General features: G+C 62.8%; 17 protein-coding genes. 9 read left to right on the top strand and 8 right to left on the bottom strand.

Translation table 11 applies throughout. The features are described 5' to 3' along the window. From VN047_RS22225 to VN047_RS22240, 4 genes are all read left to right on the top strand, one after another. Positions 1–489 (top strand): hypothetical protein (locus VN047_RS22225; RefSeq protein ID WP_325546587.1); only part of this gene is annotated, 489 nt, incomplete at its 5' end. A gap of 13 nt (positions 490–502) precedes the next feature. Next, complete coding sequence (locus VN047_RS22230) at positions 503–1,963, top strand: MATE family efflux transporter (protein ID WP_325546589.1); 1,461 nt, start codon at positions 503–505, stop codon at positions 1,961–1,963. A gap of 95 nt (positions 1,964–2,058) precedes the next feature. Beyond that, positions 2,059–3,228, top strand: coding sequence for a sensor histidine kinase (locus VN047_RS22235; RefSeq protein WP_325546591.1), 1,170 nt, complete (start codon positions 2,059–2,061; stop codon positions 3,226–3,228). 2 nt (positions 3,229–3,230) lie between these two features. After that, complete coding sequence (locus VN047_RS22240) at positions 3,231–3,965, top strand: response regulator transcription factor (protein ID WP_325546593.1); 735 nt, start codon at positions 3,231–3,233, stop codon at positions 3,963–3,965. A 60-nt stretch (positions 3,966–4,025) separates the two neighbouring features. Here the strand turns inward: VN047_RS22240 and VN047_RS22245 are convergent, their stop codons facing one another. Then, positions 4,026–4,379, bottom strand: coding sequence for a UrcA family protein (locus VN047_RS22245; protein ID WP_325546595.1), 354 nt, complete (start codon positions 4,377–4,379; stop codon positions 4,026–4,028). A gap of 251 nt (positions 4,380–4,630) precedes the next feature. Between VN047_RS22245 and VN047_RS22250 the strand changes: the two genes are divergently transcribed. Continuing rightward, entirely contained in the window at positions 4,631–5,050 is a 420-nt protein-coding gene (locus VN047_RS22250; RefSeq protein WP_325546597.1) for a hypothetical protein, read from the top strand. A gap of 79 nt (positions 5,051–5,129) precedes the next feature. Here VN047_RS22250 and VN047_RS22255 read toward each other — a convergent pair whose 3' ends face one another. Then, on the bottom strand, positions 5,130–5,540 hold the full coding sequence (locus VN047_RS22255) for a hypothetical protein (RefSeq protein ID WP_325546599.1): 411 nt from the start codon (positions 5,538–5,540) through the stop codon (positions 5,130–5,132). 133 nt (positions 5,541–5,673) lie between these two features. On the opposite strand from VN047_RS22255, the gene VN047_RS22260 reads away from it, so the two are divergent. Beyond that, positions 5,674–7,206 carry a BCCT family transporter gene (locus VN047_RS22260; protein ID WP_325546601.1) on the top strand — a complete coding sequence of 511 codons (1,533 nt, stop codon included), beginning with the start codon at positions 5,674–5,676 and terminating at the stop codon, positions 7,204–7,206. A gap of 17 nt (positions 7,207–7,223) precedes the next feature. Here VN047_RS22260 and VN047_RS22265 read toward each other — a convergent pair whose 3' ends face one another. The 3 genes from VN047_RS22265 to VN047_RS22275 all read right to left on the bottom strand — a co-directional run bounded on the left by VN047_RS22265 (position 7,224) and on the right by VN047_RS22275 (position 10,611). Further along, positions 7,224–9,293: a M13 family metallopeptidase gene (locus VN047_RS22265; RefSeq protein ID WP_325546603.1), complete on the bottom strand. Its 2,070-nt coding sequence runs from the start codon at positions 9,291–9,293 to the stop codon at positions 7,224–7,226. Between the two features lie 170 nt (positions 9,294–9,463). Beyond that, positions 9,464–10,072 carry an OmpA family protein gene (locus tag VN047_RS22270; protein WP_325546605.1) on the bottom strand — a complete coding sequence of 203 codons (609 nt, stop codon included), beginning with the start codon at positions 10,070–10,072 and terminating at the stop codon, positions 9,464–9,466. Then, positions 10,069–10,611, bottom strand: a complete 543-nt coding sequence (locus tag VN047_RS22275) for a hypothetical protein (protein WP_325546607.1) — start codon at positions 10,609–10,611, stop codon at positions 10,069–10,071. The genes VN047_RS22270 and VN047_RS22275 overlap by 4 nt, the downstream gene beginning before the upstream one ends. Positions 10,612–10,772: 161 nt before the next feature. On the opposite strand from VN047_RS22275, the gene uvrA reads away from it, so the two are divergent. Both uvrA and VN047_RS22285 read left to right on the top strand, forming a co-directional pair. Next, positions 10,773–13,667: an excinuclease ABC subunit UvrA gene (gene uvrA / locus VN047_RS22280; RefSeq protein WP_325546609.1), complete on the top strand. Its 2,895-nt coding sequence runs from the start codon at positions 10,773–10,775 to the stop codon at positions 13,665–13,667. 49 nt (positions 13,668–13,716) lie between these two features. Further along, a complete protein-coding gene (locus VN047_RS22285; protein ID WP_325546611.1) occupies positions 13,717–14,145 on the top strand; it encodes a nuclear transport factor 2 family protein in 429 nt (142 codons plus the stop codon). Positions 14,146–14,155: 10 nt separating this feature from the next. On the opposite strand, the gene VN047_RS22290 is transcribed toward VN047_RS22285, so the two are convergent. From VN047_RS22290 to VN047_RS22300, 3 genes are all read right to left on the bottom strand, one after another. Then, a complete protein-coding gene (locus VN047_RS22290) occupies positions 14,156–14,704 on the bottom strand; it encodes a hypothetical protein (protein WP_325546613.1) in 549 nt (182 codons plus the stop codon). A 158-nt stretch (positions 14,705–14,862) separates the two neighbouring features. Beyond that, positions 14,863–15,171, bottom strand: a complete 309-nt coding sequence (locus VN047_RS22295) for a putative quinol monooxygenase (protein ID WP_325546614.1) — start codon at positions 15,169–15,171, stop codon at positions 14,863–14,865. A 25-nt stretch (positions 15,172–15,196) separates the two neighbouring features. Beyond that, the gene (locus VN047_RS22300; RefSeq protein ID WP_325546616.1) at positions 15,197–16,807 is read right to left on the bottom strand and encodes a trypsin-like peptidase domain-containing protein; all 1,611 of its coding nucleotides are present in this window, start codon (positions 16,805–16,807) and stop codon (positions 15,197–15,199) included. A gap of 355 nt (positions 16,808–17,162) precedes the next feature. On the opposite strand from VN047_RS22300, the gene VN047_RS22305 reads away from it, so the two are divergent. Continuing rightward, positions 17,163–17,962: substrate-binding domain-containing protein (locus VN047_RS22305; protein WP_325546618.1), on the top strand; the 800-nt coding region annotated here is incomplete at its 3' end.

The following is a 17,962-nucleotide window of genomic DNA, read 5'->3' on the forward strand; positions in this document are numbered from 1 at the left end:
GTGATGCGCGGCTGGCGGGCTCCGCTTCTGACGACGGCGCTGCTGTTCGCGGCGCCGCTCCCTGCAAGCGAAGGCGCCCCGCACACGCCCGTCGTCGGCAGCGCCGAACGCAAGGCGATCCTCGATGCGCTGCGCTCGCACCCCGATTTCCGTTTCACCTTTCGCCACCTCCGGGTGTGGCGCGACGGCGATCGCGCGATCGCCTATGCCGAGGGTGACAATGGCGCGATCGGCGGCTTCAGGGTCATTCTGACGCGCGACGGCAAGGCGAACTGGCGCACCGTCTGGGGTGAAGGCGACGGCGGCAGCGACAGCTGCGCGGCCGGCGTGCGCCATTACGCCTGGGCTGCGACGCTCATCACATCCTATCATATCACTCCCGACCGGCTCTTCCCCGGCATCACGAAGCAAACCCGCGAATTCGAACGCGCGGCGAAAAAGGATCCCGAGCTCCAGTGCACGGGCGACCTCGAAGGCGGCCCCGAGTGACGGCGTTTCCGCAGTGACCGAAGACTCCCCCGTCACCCCTACCCCCGTCGCCGCGGCGGCGGACCCCGCTGCGAGCCCGGTCCCGCCGCGCCAGACCGCGCGCAGCGGTGGGCGGATGGATCTGACGCAGGGACCGATCACCAAAACGCTGATCCTCTTCGCGCTGCCGACCCTCGCATCGAACATTCTCCAGACGCTGTCGGGATCGGTGAACTCGATCTGGGTCGGCCAGTTCCTCGGCGAAGGCGCACTCGCCGCGACCGCCAACGCGAACATCATCATGTTCCTGATGTTCGGCGCCTTCTTCGGTTTCGGCATGGCGGCGACGGTGCTGATCGGCCAGTCGATGGGGCGCGGCGACGTCGATGCGGCACGCCGCGCGACCGGCGGCGTAGTCGGCCTAGCGCTGATCTTCTCGGTCGTCATCGCGATCGTCGGCTGGTTCGCATCGGACCGCATATTGCGCTGGCTCGAAACACCGCCCGAAGCCTTCGCGCTCGCGCACGATTATCTGCGCGTGACCTTCCTCGCCGTCCCCGCCTCGATGCTGTCGGTAACGCTGATGATGGCGTCGCGCGGCGCGGGCGATGCGGTGACGCCGCTCCGCTTCATGATCCTCGCGGTCGTCCTCGATATCGTCTTCAATCCGGTGCTGATCCTCGGCCTCGGCCCCTTCCCGCGCCTCGGCATCGCAGGTAGCGCGCTCGCCACCGCTGCCGCCGGAACGATCAGCCTCGCGGGCATGATCGGCTGGTTCTATGCGAAGAACCACGTCCTCCGCCTCCGCGGCCGCGAGCTATCCTATCTTTATCCCAAGTGGAGCGAGCTGCGCTTCATCATCGGTCGCGGCCTGCCGATGGGCGCGCAAATGCTGGTCATTTCGGGCGCCGGGCTCGTCATGATCGGGCTGGTCAACCGCGAGGGGCTCGTTACCGCCGCCGCCTATGGCGCGACGCTGCAGCTGTGGAATTATATCCAGATGCCCGCGCTCGCAGTCGGCGCCGCAGTCAGTTCGATGGCAGCGCAGAATATCGGCGCCGGGCGCTGGGACCGCGTATCGTCGGTGACGAACAGCGGCATCGCGATCAACCTCGCGATGACAAGCGTGCTGATCGGCCTGCTCCTGCTGTTCGACCGCGCCGCGCTCGCTCTGTTCCTCGGCAGCGAGAGCCCGGCGATCGAGGTTTCGCGCCACATTCAGCTGATCGCAACCTGGACCTTCCTGCCTTTCGGCACGACGATCGTCCTCATCAGCACGTTGCGTGCCAACGGATCAGTCGTGCCGCCGCTCGTCATCCTTTTCCTGTCGATGTTCCCGATCCGCCTCGGTATCTATTATTTCGGCTATCCCGCGGTCGGCAGCGACATATTGTGGTGGAGTTTTCCGCTCTCTTCGGTTGCTTCGCTGGCGATGGCCTGGGCGATCTACAAGCGCGGCAACTGGCGCCGCACGTTGCCGCAACCCACCGCCTGACCGGCGTCCGGCTTTCGACCAAGGCGCGCGCAGCTTCGACTGGCGACCCGGCGACCGCTAGCGTTGGCGCCGCGTTTGACGCTAAAGCGGTCCCGATGAATACGAACATCCGTAAGGACGCGCTGCGCGACCAGCGCGCGAAAATGCTGGCGGCGGCTCCCGACTGGCGGGCATCCGATGCCCGCGTCAATCCGCGCGTCGCGATCGGGTCGATCATTGCGATGTGGCTGATCTATTTCCTGATCACCACCGGTCTCGCGATGCTCACCGGCGCGACCGAGCAATGGTCCTATGCGGGACGCCGCGCGATCGTCGTGGTCGCCGGCATATTATGCACTTTCGTCCTCTATCAGCTGCTCCAGCGCGCCCAGCCGCAAAGTTTCGGCGCGCGCCTTGCCGCCGCGATGGGCGCCGCCATACCGCTGGTGGTCATCTATGCCACGATCAACCTGTTCGTCTTTTTCTACTGGTTCCCCGGTCCCGACGCGGCAAAAATCGTCGACGAGGTGCAGTCGAAATTCCCCGTCGCCTGGGAAATCGTCCTGATCCTCGACAGCTCTATCCGCTGGTATTTCTTCTTCGCGGTGTGGGCAGCGCTCTATGTCGCCTTCGGTTATGCCAATGAAATGCGCGCGGTCGAACGGCGCGCCAATCATTTCCGCCTCGAGGCGCAAACCGCGCAGCTCCGAGCGCTCCACTACCAAGTCAACCCGCACTTCCTGTTCAACACGCTGAATTCACTGTCGACGCTCGTCCTGCGCGGATCGAAGGCCGAAGCCGAGACGATGATCATGAATCTTTCGTCCTTTCTCCGCTCGAGCCTCGCGGTCGATCCCGAACAGCTCGTCAGCCTCGACGAGGAAATCGCGCTCCAGCGGCTCTATCTCGACATCGAACAGGTGCGCTTTCCCGATCGCCTGCAGGTCGAGGTGACGATGCCGCGGGAACTGGAAAATGCGTGCGTGCCGGTCCTGATCCTGCAACCGATCATCGAGAATGCGATCAAATATGGCGTCGCGCCCAGCAAGGGCCGGATCGCCATCCGCCTCACCGCCAGCGCCGAATATGGCCTGCTGGTACTCCGCATCGAAAATGACATCGACCCCAAGGCGCCCGTACCCGATTCGGGGACCGGGCTTGGCCTCGGCAACGTGCGCGAACGGCTGCTGACGCGTTATGGCCCCTCAGCCGGATGCGAGTGGGGTCCCTCGGATGATGGCGGCTTCGCCGTGTCGCTCTGGCTGCCATTGGCAAGGGATTGCTGACGATGATGCAAACGCTTCGTACCCTGATTGTTGACGACGAACCGCTCGCGATCGAACGGCTACAGATCCTGACAGGACAGCAAGACGGCATCCTGCTCGTCGGTACCGCCAGCGACGGCGCGTCGGCGCTGCGCATGGTCGACGCCCTCGTGCCCGACCTCGTGATCTGCGATATCGCGATGCCCGACCTCAACGGGCTCGAAGTCGCCGCTGCGATCGACGCGCTCGACAACCCGCCGGCGGTGGTCTTCGTTACCGCGTTCGACCGCTACGCCGTTGCCGCATTCGACGTCGCGGCGGTCGACTATCTGCTGAAACCCGTCTCGCCCGACCGGCTGGCCCGTGCCTTGTCGCGCGTGCGCGAATGGCGTGCGACAGATCGCGGTGGAGCGAGGAAGAAAAGCAAGTGGATCAACGAGTTCTGGGTCCAGAACCGCGGTGAAATGCTCCGCATCGACGCAGCGCAGGTCGATCTGATCGAGGCCGAGCGCGACTATATGCGTCTGCACGTCGGCGCGCGCAGCTGGCTGATTCACCAGACGATCAAATCACTGGAAGCCCGCATGAATCCCGACCAGTTCATGCGTATCCACCGCTCGAAGATGGTACGCCGCGACGGCATTACCGGTCTGAAACATCATGGCGACGGCGCGTGGAGCGTCGACTTGGGCGAAGGCGGCATCCACCGCATCGGACGCACCTATCTTCACGACGTCAAGGCGATCATGCAGGGCTGAGCGACAAAGGCGGCCATGCCCTCGGGGCATGACCGCCTGTTCTGCTCGGGTTTGCGTTCGTCAGGGAGCCGCGGCGACCACGATCGTGCCGCGATCGGCCAGCCGCGCACCGTTGCCGTTGAACAGCGTGGTCAGCTTTACATCGGCGTCGGCCTGCGCTGCCGCCTCGCAGCGATTGACCACCGCATGATCGGCCAGCGTCCACCGAACGCTGTGCCGACTGCCGCACACCGTCTTTACGGCCGATTTGACGCGGGCATTGAGCTCTGTGCGTCCCTCAGCGTTTGCGAGATTCAGGTCGTGATATTGCACGGCGACGCTATGCGGATTGTCGGCGGTTTCCGCCGCGGCGGCGGCCGAAGTGCCGATAAGCACGGCAGGCATCAAAAGCAGGATCAGGGAAAGTTTCGCCATGGGGAAATCCTCTCTTCGGGGGAGACGGGATGCGGGATGCAGAGGACCGGACCGGGGAGACCTGCACCCTCCGCATCCCGCAGCTTCTGAATGCGCGCATCGCGGCGCAGAATCACGCGGGGTTCGACCGGCCCCGACGCGGTGTCGACTGAGAGGACGAAGCGCGCTGATGCATCGACCAATGGCCGGCCGTCGGCGTCGACTGCAGACCGGAGCTTGCAACCGGCATGCCGCCGTGGCCATGATTGCGCATGGCGAGGATCGGATATTCCGCCGCGAGTCGGAACCGCGGCGCTTTGCGGTTGCTGCGCTGGTCGCTGCTGCTGTTGATCGGGGCCGGCGGCGGGCTGCTGCTCGGCGAACTGGTCGTGGGAAACCGTGCGAGAGGCCTGCTGGTCGAGGCTCCTTCCTATTCGCGCCTCAGCGCGAATCCCGACGCGCTCGTCCCACAGGGCAAAGCGGCACCACCCTGTACCGACTGCGCCGACAGCTATGGCGTCGCCGCCCGGTTGCGTGCGCATCGTGACCAACGGATGGGCGAGGAGTTTCGCGAACTCGGCGCGATCGACCTCGATCCCCCGACACCGGTCGAACCGGACGACGATTATCGTTACGGCGGCCGCTTTCGCGACCCCGCACCACAGGACGAGGGCACGGCAAAGCGATCATAATCCGTACCCGCCGCCTTGCCGGCAGACGATATCCCGTCAGGTGACGAAACGCCGCTGCCGCCTGTAACCGATTGACGCCTCAGCGCGGTGGCGTCACCGGTTTTGCGCAGCGGGTCGTGTCACCGGCCTTGCATGCAGCGACGTCGGCCTCCCATTTGATGCGCTCTTCGGCCGACATCGCGGCAACACGGGCCTTTTCGGCTTCATAGGCGGCGGTTTCCTCGACGAACTGCTCCTGATCGTGCGCGACCTGCTGTTGCGCTGCCGACACTTCCTGTTCGTACGTCGTGTTGTCCGCCCTCGATCGCGACGCCTGTTCGGCGTTCAGTCGCGCGGTATTCGAACGCTCTTCGGGGGTGGTGCCGTCGGGCGCCTTCTTTTCCGCGCCGGCGGGGGCGGCGGGGGTGTCCGCCGGAGTCTGGAAGGCCGCCGCCGGGCCCGAACCAAGCAGCGCAAACGCGGCGGCGGCAGCCAATATCGCTCTGGTCATCGGAACATCTCCTTCAATCAACTGCTCTGCCGGTCCAACGCTTTGTCCGACCGCCCGTTCCCGCCGGCGAATTGACCTTGGCCGAGGCAATCGTCATGCTGGAGCTTCTCATCATGTCCGATCGGCCGATCATTTGCCAGCATCACCGAAGCATCCCGTCAATCGTCCGGTATTTTTCACGCCGCTAGCAGTATTGCTCGCTGCCGTGGTTCTGAGCCTCTGGCAGGGTGCGGCCGTTGTTGCGGCGGAAACGGCGATCAACGACTGGATTCTGGGCAACTTTTCACCGCTCTTCGCGTGGTCGGGAATCGGCTTCCTCGCGCTCCTTGCCGCCATCGCGCTCTCCCCTCTCGGCGGACGGATCATCGGGGGACCGGACGCGAAACCGATATTGACCCGCTGGCGCTGGTTCGCGGTCACGCTCTGCACCACGATCGCCACCGGCATCCTCTTTTGGGGCGCCGCCGAACCGCTGTTCCACCTCAACGATCCACCCGCGATGCTGGGGCTTGAGCCGGGCAGCGATGCCGCAGCGACCTTTGCCATGTCGACGATGTTCCTGCACTGGACGCTGACCCCCTATGCCATCTACACGGTGGCCGGCCTCGCCTTCGCGCTCGTCTATTACAACCGGCGCGAACCGTTCAGCCTGTCGTCGCTCTTCGTCCCGCTGATCGGGCAGCGTGCGCACGGTCCGGTCGGTACCGGCATCGACATCATCTGCCTCTATGCGCTGGTCGCGGGCATGGCAGCCTCGCTCGGCGCCGGCCTGCTCGCGCTCGCGGGCGGGATCGAAGGGATCGGGGGCTTTGACGGCGGGACCGGACTGCGCTGGGTCATCGCAATTGCAATCGTCGCGAGCTTCCTGATTTCGGCCGCAACCGGCCTCCAAAAAGGCATTGCGGGCCTGTCGGTGCTCAACACCTGGATCTTTTTCGCGATCATCGCCTTCGTTTTGGTTGCCGGACCGACCGCCGACATGTTCGACCTGTCGCTGCGCGGAACGGCAGATTATTTCCGGACCTTCATTCCGCGCAACCTCGGCCTCGACGTCGATACCGGCTGGCACCGCCAATGGACCATCTTCAACTGGGCCAACTGGTTTGCCTGGGCACCGGTGACCGCGCTGTTCCTTGGCCGGCTTGCCGTCGGGTATAGCGTCCGCGCCTTCATCATGTACAATCTGATCCTGCCGTCGTTGTTCGGGGCAGTATGGATGACGGCGATCGCGGGCGCGACCATCGCTTTCGACCAGCAAAGCGGCGCAAGCCTTTACGCCATCCTGACCGCTCAGGGACCCGATCCCGTGCTGTTCCGGTTGTTCAGTGCGCTCGGTGGTGGTCCTGTCGTTGCCGGGATCGTGCTGTTCGCAATCTTCCTCTCCTATGTCGCGGGCGCAGACGCCAACGTCTCGGCGATGAGCGCGCTCTCCACCCGGGGCATTTCCCCCGACGCGCCGGAGGCCCCGCTCGGCATCCAGGCCGTATGGGGCATCACCGTGGGCTTGGTGGCGATCGTGCTGGTCGCCGGCGGCGGCATCGATGGCATCCGCATGATGTCGGTGCTGGGCGGCTTTCCCGCGCTGTTCGTTATTACCGGCGCAGCATTGTCACTGACGGCGATGGCTGTACGGGGACGGCACGAAGCCGCCCCCGCCGCATCCTGAGAAAGGGGCCTCAGGACTTACCAGATCCTTGTCCGCGCTTCGGGCTTCAGATAATATTTGGCGCCCGCCTCGACGCTGAAGGCCTTGTACCACGCGTCGATGTTGCGCACCGGCCCGATAATGCGCCAGCGTGCCGGGCTGTGCGGGTCGCTCGCCACCTGCTGTTTGATCGCATCGTCACGCGCCTTGTCGCGCCACGCCTGCGCAAAGGCGAGGAAGAAGCGCTGGTCGCCGGTCAGCCCGTCGATGACGGGCGCGGGCTTGCCGCCGAGCGAACGGTAGTAGGCGTCATAGGCGACCTCGAGCCCCGCCAGATCGGCGATATTCTCACCCATCGTCAGGTCGGGATTGATGAAGGCGCCCGGCGCCGCCTCATAGGTCGCATATTGCGCGCCGAACGCCTTGGCTTGCGCTTCGAAGCGCGCCGCGTCCTCGGCGGTCCACCAGTCGCGCACTGCGCCGCCGGCGTCGATCTTGCGGCCCTGATCGTCAAAGCCATGCGTGATCTCGTGGCCGATCACCGCGCCGATCGCGCCATAATTGACCGCATCGTCAACGCTTTCGCTGAAATAGGGCGCCTGCAATATCCCGGCCGGGAACACGATCTTGTTCTCCAGCCCGCCATTATAAGCATTCACTTCCTGCGGGTTCATCGCCCATTTCTTGCGGTCGACGGGCTTGTTCAGGTCTGACAGGGTATAGGCATATTCGAACGCCGCGCTGCGCTTCACATTGCCGTAAAGATCGGCCGGATCGATCTTCAGCCCCGAATAGTCGCGCCATTTGTCGGGATAGCCGACCATGACATCCATCTTCGCCAGCTTCGCCAGCGCGGCTTCCTTGGTCGCGGGCGCCATCCAGCTGTTACCGCGAATCCGGTCGCCCATCGCGAGCTTCAGATTGCCGACGAGCACTTCCATCTTCGCCTTGGCGCTCGCCGGGAAATATTGCTTCGAATAGGTTTCACCGACCAGTTCGCCGAGACTTCCATCGACCAGCGTCAGCCCGCGTTTCCAGCGCGGGCGGAGTTCGCCTACGCCGCTCAGCGCCTTGGTATATTCGAAGCGGCTGTCGACGAAGGCTTTCGACAGATAGATCGCCGCATTGTCGGCTACGTGGAACTGCTGCCACAACTTGATCGTGTCGAGCGGGGTCGTGGCATAGAGCGCGGCGATGTCGCGCACGGCGGTCTTTTCGTTGACGATGATCCGCTTCTGCGGCGCGATGCCAGCGCCTTCGAACCACGCTTTCCAGTCGAGGCCGGGTGCGTAGGCGGCGAGTTCGTCCGACGACATCGGATTGTTGATCTTGCCGATGTCGCGGCGGTCGGCGATTGCCCAGCTGACTTTCGCGATTTCGGTCTCGAACGCCATGATCGCGTCGGCCGCCTTTTCGGACTCGGCGTTGCCCGCCATCTTCATGGTCCGCGCGATATAGGCGCGATAGGCATCGCGCTGCGGCTTGAAACTGGCGTTCAGATAATAGTCGCGTTCGGGTAGCCCAAGCCCCGCCTGCCCCAGCCACAGGACGTTGACGGTCGGATCGGCGGTGTCGGCATAGGGCCCGCCGCTGACGATCGTCGATCCGAACGTACCTTGCGTTCCGCCCATGAAGCGCGCCATCGCGCTCTTGTCCTTGATCGCGTTGACCGTGGCGAGATCGGCCATCAGCGGTTTCGCGCCCAGCCCTTCAACCCGCGCCTCGTCCATGAAGCTTTGATACAGCCCGCCGACCTGCGTCGTCGCCGGCGCACCCGCGACCACGGCGCGGAGCTGGCGCTGGGTCAGGTTGTAAACGTCGTAGTCGACCCCTGCGGACGCTTGATCCGACGGAATTTCCGTGCGTGCAAACCAGCCCCCGTTGGCATATTTGTCGAAATCGTCGCCGGGCTTCACCGAAGTGTCGCGCGCGCCAAGGTCGACGCCCCACTTGCCGAAGGTCAGCGCCGTCAGCGAAGCCCCTTCCGCTTCTCCCGTCTCGTTGCTTTCGGCGAGGTTGGCCGCCAGCGGCTCATGGGCGATCACCGGTCCTGCGGCCAGCGAGACCGCCAAGGCAGCTGTAGCCGCCCCAACAAAAAATGTCTTCATTTCAAATCTCCCGCGCCGGCCCCTGTTCCGGCGATATGCCGCCAGTTTCGGCCACCCCGCGCACCAGTCAAGTGAGCAGGCCGGCATTGGTCGATCCAAAAGTCATGTTGGTAGATTTTTGTCGCCGGCTCCCGGCCCAGCGCCGGTATCGGCAGAATGGGGCGAGGCCGTCAGCCGGGAGGGGCTGTCGTCGGGAGTATTACTTCGACCCGGCGATTCTTCGCCCTGCCCGCTGCATTGTCCAAGCCGTCCGCCATCTCGTTGGGCGCGATTGGCGCAGTTTCGCCTTTCCCGGAGACCTCGAACTCGCGCTGCCGCACGCCAACCTGCCGCTCGAACCATTGCGCGACCGTCTTCGCCCGCGCTTCGGAGAGTTTCTGGTTATAGGCGCCCTCCCCCTTGCTGTCGGTATGCCCGATCACCCGGATCGCGCCCGGTGGCGACCTGCGGATCAGTTCCGCCGCCTTTTCGAGCTCGGTCTCGGCGTCGGACGTAAGGGTCGATTGGTCGAATTCGAAAAGCGCGTCGGTGGCGAGGTCGATGACCGTGCCCATATCGGTTATCCGGACGTTGAGGCCGCTGCTGTCGGCGTTGAGCGCGCTGACATCGGCCCTCAGCGAACTATCGGATGCGGCCCCGTTGCCGGTTTCAGCCCCGGCTGCCGATATCGGTGCGGTCGCCTCACTTGCGCTTATGCCGCCGGTATCGGCCGCCTTCTCTTCTTTGGAACAGCCCGCCGCGAGCATCAGCCCGCCCATAACGACAATGGCCGCTCTCATCGTGCGACCGTCACTCCGTCGAACGGCGCAACACCGGGAAGATTGATCGACACGGTCGGGCTGGTCGCTGGCGGCGCGGGGAATTTGACCCAGATCACGCCGTTGGGCGAGCAGTCGAGGCCGATCCGGTCCTTGCCGTTGAGCGGCGACCCCATCCATGCGTCGGCATTGTCCCGGAGCACGCCGATGCGCTGCGATGTGGTGTCGTCGATGACGCTGATCTCGTCGAATTTCAGATAGACCCATTTGTTCTTTTCGGACGTGCAGTTGACCGTCACGGTCAGGATGTCGCCGGTCACCGCCGCCTTGAGCAAAGCGAACCGGGTGCCGTCCGGTCCCGGCTGCGTCTGGATGGCGGAGGGCGCGGGTGGCGCTTCGGGAATAACCTCGTCCCGAAGCACCCCACCCCCGCTCGCACCCGGCGCCGCGGTTTCGGGCGCAGCCGCTTTATCGGCAGGCGGTGCGGCTTCCTGCTGGCAGGCCGCCAATCCGAGTGTGGCGAACGCCAGTCCGGCAAGCATGGAACGCGAAACTGTCATCTTGTGATCCTCCCTCTAGATCAGCGTGTTATACGTATCGATCGTCCAACAGTTCCCGCCCGCCACGGGAACCTGTCCATTGCGACACGGATCGCCCATCCCTATCTTTGCGGCGTGGCGCCCCTTGCGCACAAAGAACAAATCTGGAACATACTCCTCCCATGAGTCTCACCCACATTTCGGTGCGCGGCGCGCGCGAGCATAATCTCAAGGGCGTCGACGTGGACCTGCCGCGCGACGCGCTGATCGTGATCACAGGCCTGTCGGGCAGCGGCAAGTCGAGCCTCGCGTTCGACACCATCTATGCCGAAGGCCAGCGGCGCTATGTCGAAAGCCTGTCGGCTTACGCGCGCCAGTTCCTCGAGATGATGCAGAAGCCCGACGTCGAGCATATCGACGGGCTGTCGCCGGCAATCAGCATCGAGCAGAAAACGACGTCGCGGAACCCGCGCTCGACCGTCGCGACGGTGACCGAGATTTACGACTATATGCGCCTGCTGTGGGCGCGCGTCGGCATTCCCTATTCGCCCACAACCGGTGAGCCGATTTCGGCGCAGACGGTCACCGACATGGTCGACCGTGTGATGGCGCTGCCCGAAGGCACCCGCGCCTATCTGCTCGCCCCCGTCGTGCGCGGCCGCAAGGGCGAGTACAAGAAGGAGCTCGCGCAGTGGCAGAAGGACGGCTTCACGCGCGTCCGCATCGACGGCGAATTCTACGAGATCGGCGACGCGCCGACGCTCGACAAGAAATACAAGCATGACATCGAGGTCGTCGTCGACCGCATTGCGGTGCGCGAGGGTCTCGGCACGCGGCTCGCCGACAGTTTCGAGACCGCGCTGAAGCTCGCCGAAGGGCTCGCCTATGTCGATCTCGCCGACGGCCCGGTTCCGGGGCGCGAAGAGGAAGACACCGGCGGCGCGATGAAGGGCGCGGGCATCCCCGCGAACCGGCTGATCTTCTCCGAAAAATTCGCCTGCCCCGTCTCGGGCTTCACGATCGCCGAGATCGAGCCGCGCCTGTTCAGCTTCAACGCCCCGCAGGGCGCGTGCCCGGCGTGCGACGGGCTGGGCGAGCGGCAGGAGTTCGACCCCGACCTCGTCGTCCCCAACCATGCGCTGAGCCTGAAAAAGGGCGCGGTCGTGCCGTGGGCGAAATCGAACCCGCCCTCGCCTTATTATATGCAGGTGCTCGAAAGCCTCGGCAAAGCCTATGGCTTTGACCTCACAACGCCGTGGCAAGACCTGCCCGGCGAAGTGCAGTTGATCATCCTTTATGGCAGCGGCGGCAAACCCGTCGAACTGACCTTCAAGGATGGTAAACGCAGTTACACGACGCACAAGGCGTTCGAGGGCGTGATCGGCAATCTCAACCGCCGCCTGCTCCAGACCGAGAGCGCGTGGATGCGCGAGGAGCTGAGCAAATATCAGGCCCCGCATCCGTGCGAAACATGCCACGGCGCGCGCCTTCGCCCCGAACCGCTCGCGGTGAAGATCGCGGGCGAGAACATCAGCATGTCGGCGCAGCGCTCGGTCGCCGACGCGCTCGGCTGGTTCAGCACGCTCGACGAAAAGCTCAATGACACGCAGCGGCAGATCGCGAAAGCGATCCTGAAAGAGATCAACGAACGCCTCGGCTTCCTCAACAATGTCGGGCTCGATTACCTCAACCTCAACCGCACCTCGGGCACGCTCAGCGGCGGCGAGAGCCAGCGTATCCGCCTCGCCTCGCAGATCGGCAGCGGCCTGTCGGGCGTGCTCTACGTCCTCGACGAGCCGAGCATCGGCCTCCACCAGCGCGACAACGATCGGCTGCTCGCGACGCTGAAACGCCTGCGCGACCTCGGCAACACCGTCATCGTCGTCGAGCATGACGAGGATGCGATCCGCCACGCCGATTATGTCGTCGACATGGGTCCCGGCGCGGGCCTCCACGGCGGCGAGATCGTCGCCGAGGGGACGCTCGAAGAAGTGCTCGCGAACACCAAGAGCCTGACCGCCGCCTACCTGACCGGCGCGAAGAAGATCGAGGTTCCCAAGCATCGCCGCAAGGGCAACGGCTTCGACCTCGTGCTCAAGGGCGCGCGCGCGAACAATCTCCAGAATGTCACCGCGAAAATCCCGCTCGGCACCTTCACCTGCGTGACCGGCCTGTCGGGCAGCGGCAAGTCGAGTCTGATCATCGACACCCTCTATGCCAGCGCGGCGCGCGTGCTCAACGGCGCGCGGATGATCGCGGGGCCGCACGACAGCCTGAAAGGGCTGGAGCATTGCGACAAGGTCATCGACATCGACCAGTCGCCGATCGGCCGCACCCCGCGCAGCAATCCGGCGACATACACCGGCGCCTTCACGATCATCCGCGACTGGTTCGCGGGGCTGCCCGAAAGCCAGGCGCGCGGATACAAGCCAGGGCGTTTCAGCTTCAACGTCAAGGGCGGACGCTGCGAGACCTGCACCGGCGACGGCCTCATCAAGATCGAGATGCACTTCCTGCCCGACGTCTATGTGACGTGCGAGACGTGCCACGGCAAACGCTACAACCGCGAAACGCTCGAGGTGAAGTTCAAGGGCCACAGCATCGCCGACGTGCTCGACATGACGGTCGAGGATGCGGCCGAATTCTTCAAGGCGGTGCCCGCGATCCGCGAGAAGATGGCGATGCTCGTCCGCGTCGGCCTCGGCTATATCAAGGTCGGGCAGCAGGCGACGACGCTGTCGGGGGGCGAAGCGCAGCGCGTCAAGCTGGCCAAGGAACTGTCGCGCCGCTCGACCGGGCAGACGCTCTACATCCTCGACGAGCCGACGACGGGCCTGCATTTCGAGGATGTCCGCAAGCTGCTCGAAGTGCTGCAGGCGCTCGTCGATCAGGGCAACAGCGTCGTGGTGATCGAGCATAATCTCGATGTCATCAAGACCGCCGACTATATCCTCGACCTCGGCCCCGAAGGCGGGGTCAAGGGCGGCGAAATCGTCGCGGCGGGGACGCCCGAGCAGGTGGTGAAGGAGAAGCGCAGTTTCACCGGCCAGTATCTGGCGCCGCTGCTGGAGAAATAGACGGCGAGGAGCTAAAAGCGCGCATGATTTGCAGCGGGAGTTTCATGCGATGCCCCTCGATCCAGCGCGCCTTGTCCTGCCCTGCGCTGCGGCGCTGCTCACGGCGTCGCCCGCGATAGCGGCGCCAGCCCCATCCTCGCCCGAAGCCGCGCTCGAGGCCTATGTCGAGGGGCTGCGCACCGGGCAGGTCGAGCGGTTGCAGGCGCTGTTCCTGCCCGATGGACAATTCTGCTCGCTGGCCGGAGACAGCGCGGCGCCGATCGACTGCCGGCGCTTCGCCGAGGTGCTCGGCGGCTGGGCGGCACGGCCCGATCCCGCCGCCACCGGGCGCGTGCTCGACCGCCGCGATGCGACGCCGTCGATGAGCGCGGTCACCTATGAACTGCAATTCGGCGGCGACCTTTATGTCGACCAGTTGCTGCTCTATCGCACCGATGCCGGATGGCGCGTCGTCGCCAAGACCACTGCGGTGCAGTGACGCCGCGAAATCAATGCCATACCGCCGAGAGCGGGTAGAGCAGGATCAGCCAGATCAGGCAGGCGCACACGATCCGCCGGTCCCTGGCCCAGATCGCGAGCAGCGCGACGGGAAAGAAACTCCACGTGATGACGATCCGGCGCGGGTCGAGGGACGGCAGTCCGTCGAGCGCCACGACGCTGGCGATCAGCGCGAAGTTGCAGAGGAAGATGCCGCCGATCACCTTGCGCCGGTGCTTGTCGAAATGACCGTTCAGATCCTCCCACGCCTCGGGATCGTCGGGGAAGACGAGGCTGGCGGCGACGAAATAGACCGCGGTGACGAGGAAGCCGCCGAACAGCACCGGCCAGTTCAGCGGCAGGGCGTCGCGCATCGCCCAGCCGTACATCCAGAAGGTGACGACATCGCACGATACGAACAGGCCGAGCAGCGCGGTCGGCCAGCCGATGCGCACGCGGTGGCTGGCCTTCAGCGCGCGCGCCAGCCCGCCGAGCCCCTCGGCGAGCGCGAGGCCGAGGATCAGCCCGAACAGCGACATGGTGAATTCGAACGCGCTCATATGCCCCCCTCGTCGCGAGCGCCGGCCCGCGCCTCCCAATCGTCACCCCGGACTTGATCCGGGGTCCCGCTACACTGGCACGAGTGGATGCCGGATCAAGTCCGGCATGACGAGAGAAAAATCGGCCGCGCGCACCGATCGGAACGGATTGGAAGCCCCTACCCCATCAGCTTTGCGGTGACATCCTCGGCGGCATGAATGCGGATCGCAGGCGGCTCGGGCGAGAGCGCGCGCATGTCGGCGACGAAGGCGCGCGCGGCGGGCAGCGCGAAATGGGCGCGGACCGCGTCGACGCTCTCCCACTCCTCGACGAAGACGAGGCGCAGCTCGTTTTCGACATCGACATGGCAATGATGCGCCAGACATCCCGGCTCTTCGCGCGACCGCGCGCTATGCTCGGCACCAAGCGCGATCATGCGCTCGCGATGCCCGGGGGTGAGGATGACGTGGCCGGTGATGAGGATCATGAATTTAAATTTCTTAATTCGAGTTCTACAGCGACAAGAAATCCTGCACTCTGTGCATTGGAATACAGCCATTCAGCAACGCTTGATTGGGATCGTCCGGGGCTCCACCGAGAGTCGCAATCCCAATCACGCTATTTTCGTTATCTAACACTGGCCCGCCGCTATTCCCGTGGACCACCATAGAGCTAATTTTAAAGAATCTATTCCCAAATTTCTTGGAAAACCCCGTAACATTTGCAGAGCTAATGCTTACGGCATCACCATCGCTATAGCTTGGATATCCCGCAACAAAAACCGAATCTCCGCGCGAGACCTCTCCAAAAGATAATTTTAGCTCCCTGATCTCCAACATACCAATAAGAGACTTGTCTGCTAGTTCAATTACAGCAATATCCTTGTCCATATCAATTTCTGAAACAGTCATATCAAACTGAAAGTCAATATTTGGTGGAAATTTAACTCTAATTTCACTGAATATCTTTGGAGAACAACCTTCTGGTTTAAATGTAATAACATGAGCGTTAGTTAAGATGCGACCACCTGGAATAACAAACCCGGATCCTTGAGACCACTCCAAAGATTCCTCGTCTCCACACTCGATTACGCACACGCCCCTCTCTATCTCGCTCTCAGGTGATACGTAAGCTTCATACAAAATTTGTTTCAACTGGCGATCCGGCATCTCATTGTACTGCTCGACTACAGCGCTAACGACTCGGTCGCGAGGACCGCGAATGTGTATCAGATGCTGAATTTTCCCCTTAACCGATGCCTCAAAACGCTGAGCGCCGCGAAAATTGTACTTTTCTCGCCAAACCGCTTCCGCCTTTTCTCGCCCGAATTTTCGCCACGCATGCAGCATACCTCGGAGATCTCGCAGAAACGGCCTACGCACATTAAGCTTTTCGTTGCACGTAACGCCGCATACTTCTTGACGATCAAACTCAAATAAAAGTCTTGTCTTGTCTAAATTTGGCTTAAAACCATTCCCCGTTATAATATCCGAAATTTCTGACCCAAGAACAACCTTGCCCGCGACGATCGTCGCTAGCCCGATCGGCATTCGCCTACCATTCGTCGAGAACGTTATGTCATCGGCGTACCGTGTATAGAAGCAACCATATTTTCTACCCAGTTTCGTAAGCTCATAGTCGAGCTTCGAGCAGATCATGTTCGAAAGTATAGGCGATGTCGGAGCGCCGGTTGGCAAAACCCCATCAATCGTACACAGGCGAGCCACTGTTGTTGCTATTTCATTGCTAAATAAATACGGAGGCGCCATCAACCTCCCCCTCACTCTACCAAAATTTATAGATTCGAAAAAATCTTTAATATCTAAATTAAGAATTATTCTCTTACCCACATGAGGCCGAGCATTTTCTCTAATTCCTCGCCCCTTTACGAATCCATTTACCCTGTTACTTGGTCGGTAAACATCAGACAGAAGCAAAAGAATTTTTGACTGTATGTTTTTAAGGGGCCAATAAGGGGCATATATCGTACGATCGCTTCCATTCCTTTTCCGAAGGTTTTTGATAGAGTACAGGCTGGCCTGAGGCTCGACAAATGCACGACCATTGAGATAAGCAACTGGAACACCAATTAACTGCGACAACTGCGTTTTATTGTGGATCATTTTGATCGGCGGGACGGGGGTGGTTGCGAGCAGTTCTAACCTCCTCAACGTGACGATTTTCCAATTCGGTAAATCGGATTGGTCATGTGGTTGGTACCCTAATCATGCGCAGTATCGACGCACACAGCAACGCTCGCAACCGTGCGACGGCGTTCTCACAGCGTCCGACGGACGTCAATATCGTTCGCGTACCTCCATCTCAGAATTGGGGCATAGAAATCCCCCCGAGATATGATGACACTTATATGACAATCTCTGTCACAAACACGTCACACAAAACCCCCATTGGCGGCTCAGCGAGTCGCCGCGGGGGTGGCGGCTTGGTTCGGTAACGACCCCCGACAGGATTACCCCGATGTTCCAGAAATTCGCCCTTATCGCTGGTGCCGCGACGTGCGCGCTGGCGCTTTCCGCGTGCCAGGATCAGGCGTCTTCGGGCGGCGGCGCGCGCGATTATATCAGCGCGGTCGGGTCCTCGACCGTCTACCCCTTTGCCACCGCGGTCGGCGAGAAGTTCGCCGAAGCGACGGGCAACAAGACCCCCAAGATCGACAGCACGGGCACCGGCGGCGGCTTCGAGCGTTTTTGCGCCGGCGTCGGCGGCGACACCCCCGACATCGCGAACGCATCGCGCCGCATCAAGAAGAAGGAATTCGACACCTGCGCCAAGAATGGCGTGAAGGAGATCGTCGAAATCCAGGTCGGCATCGACGGCATTGCGCTCGGCGAAGCACAGCGCGGCCCCGGCTTCAAGCTGTCGGAAGAAGATGTCTACAAGGCGCTGGCCGCGAACCCCTATGGCAAGCCGAATAGCGCGAAGACGTGGAAGGACGTGAATCCCGCGCTTCCCGCGGTCGCGATCTCGGTCTTCGGCCCGCCGTCGACCAGCGGCACCTATGATGCGTTCAAGGAACTGATCCTTGGCAAGGGCTGCGACGCCAATGCCGAGATGAAGGCGCTGAAGGACAGCGACAAGGACAAGCATGAGGCGACCTGCACGACGCTGCGCGGCGCGCCCTATTATGTCGAGCAGGGCGAGAATGATAACCTCATCATCTCGAAGCTCGACAAGAACCCGACGAGCCTCGGCATCTTCGGCTTCAGCTATCTCGATGCCAACAAGGACAAGATCAAGGCGGTTCCGGTGCAGGGCGT

Origin of the sequence: Sphingopyxis sp. (assembly GCF_035565275.1) — a bacterium.
Taxonomy (GTDB): Bacteria; Pseudomonadota; Alphaproteobacteria; order Sphingomonadales; family Sphingomonadaceae; genus Sphingopyxis.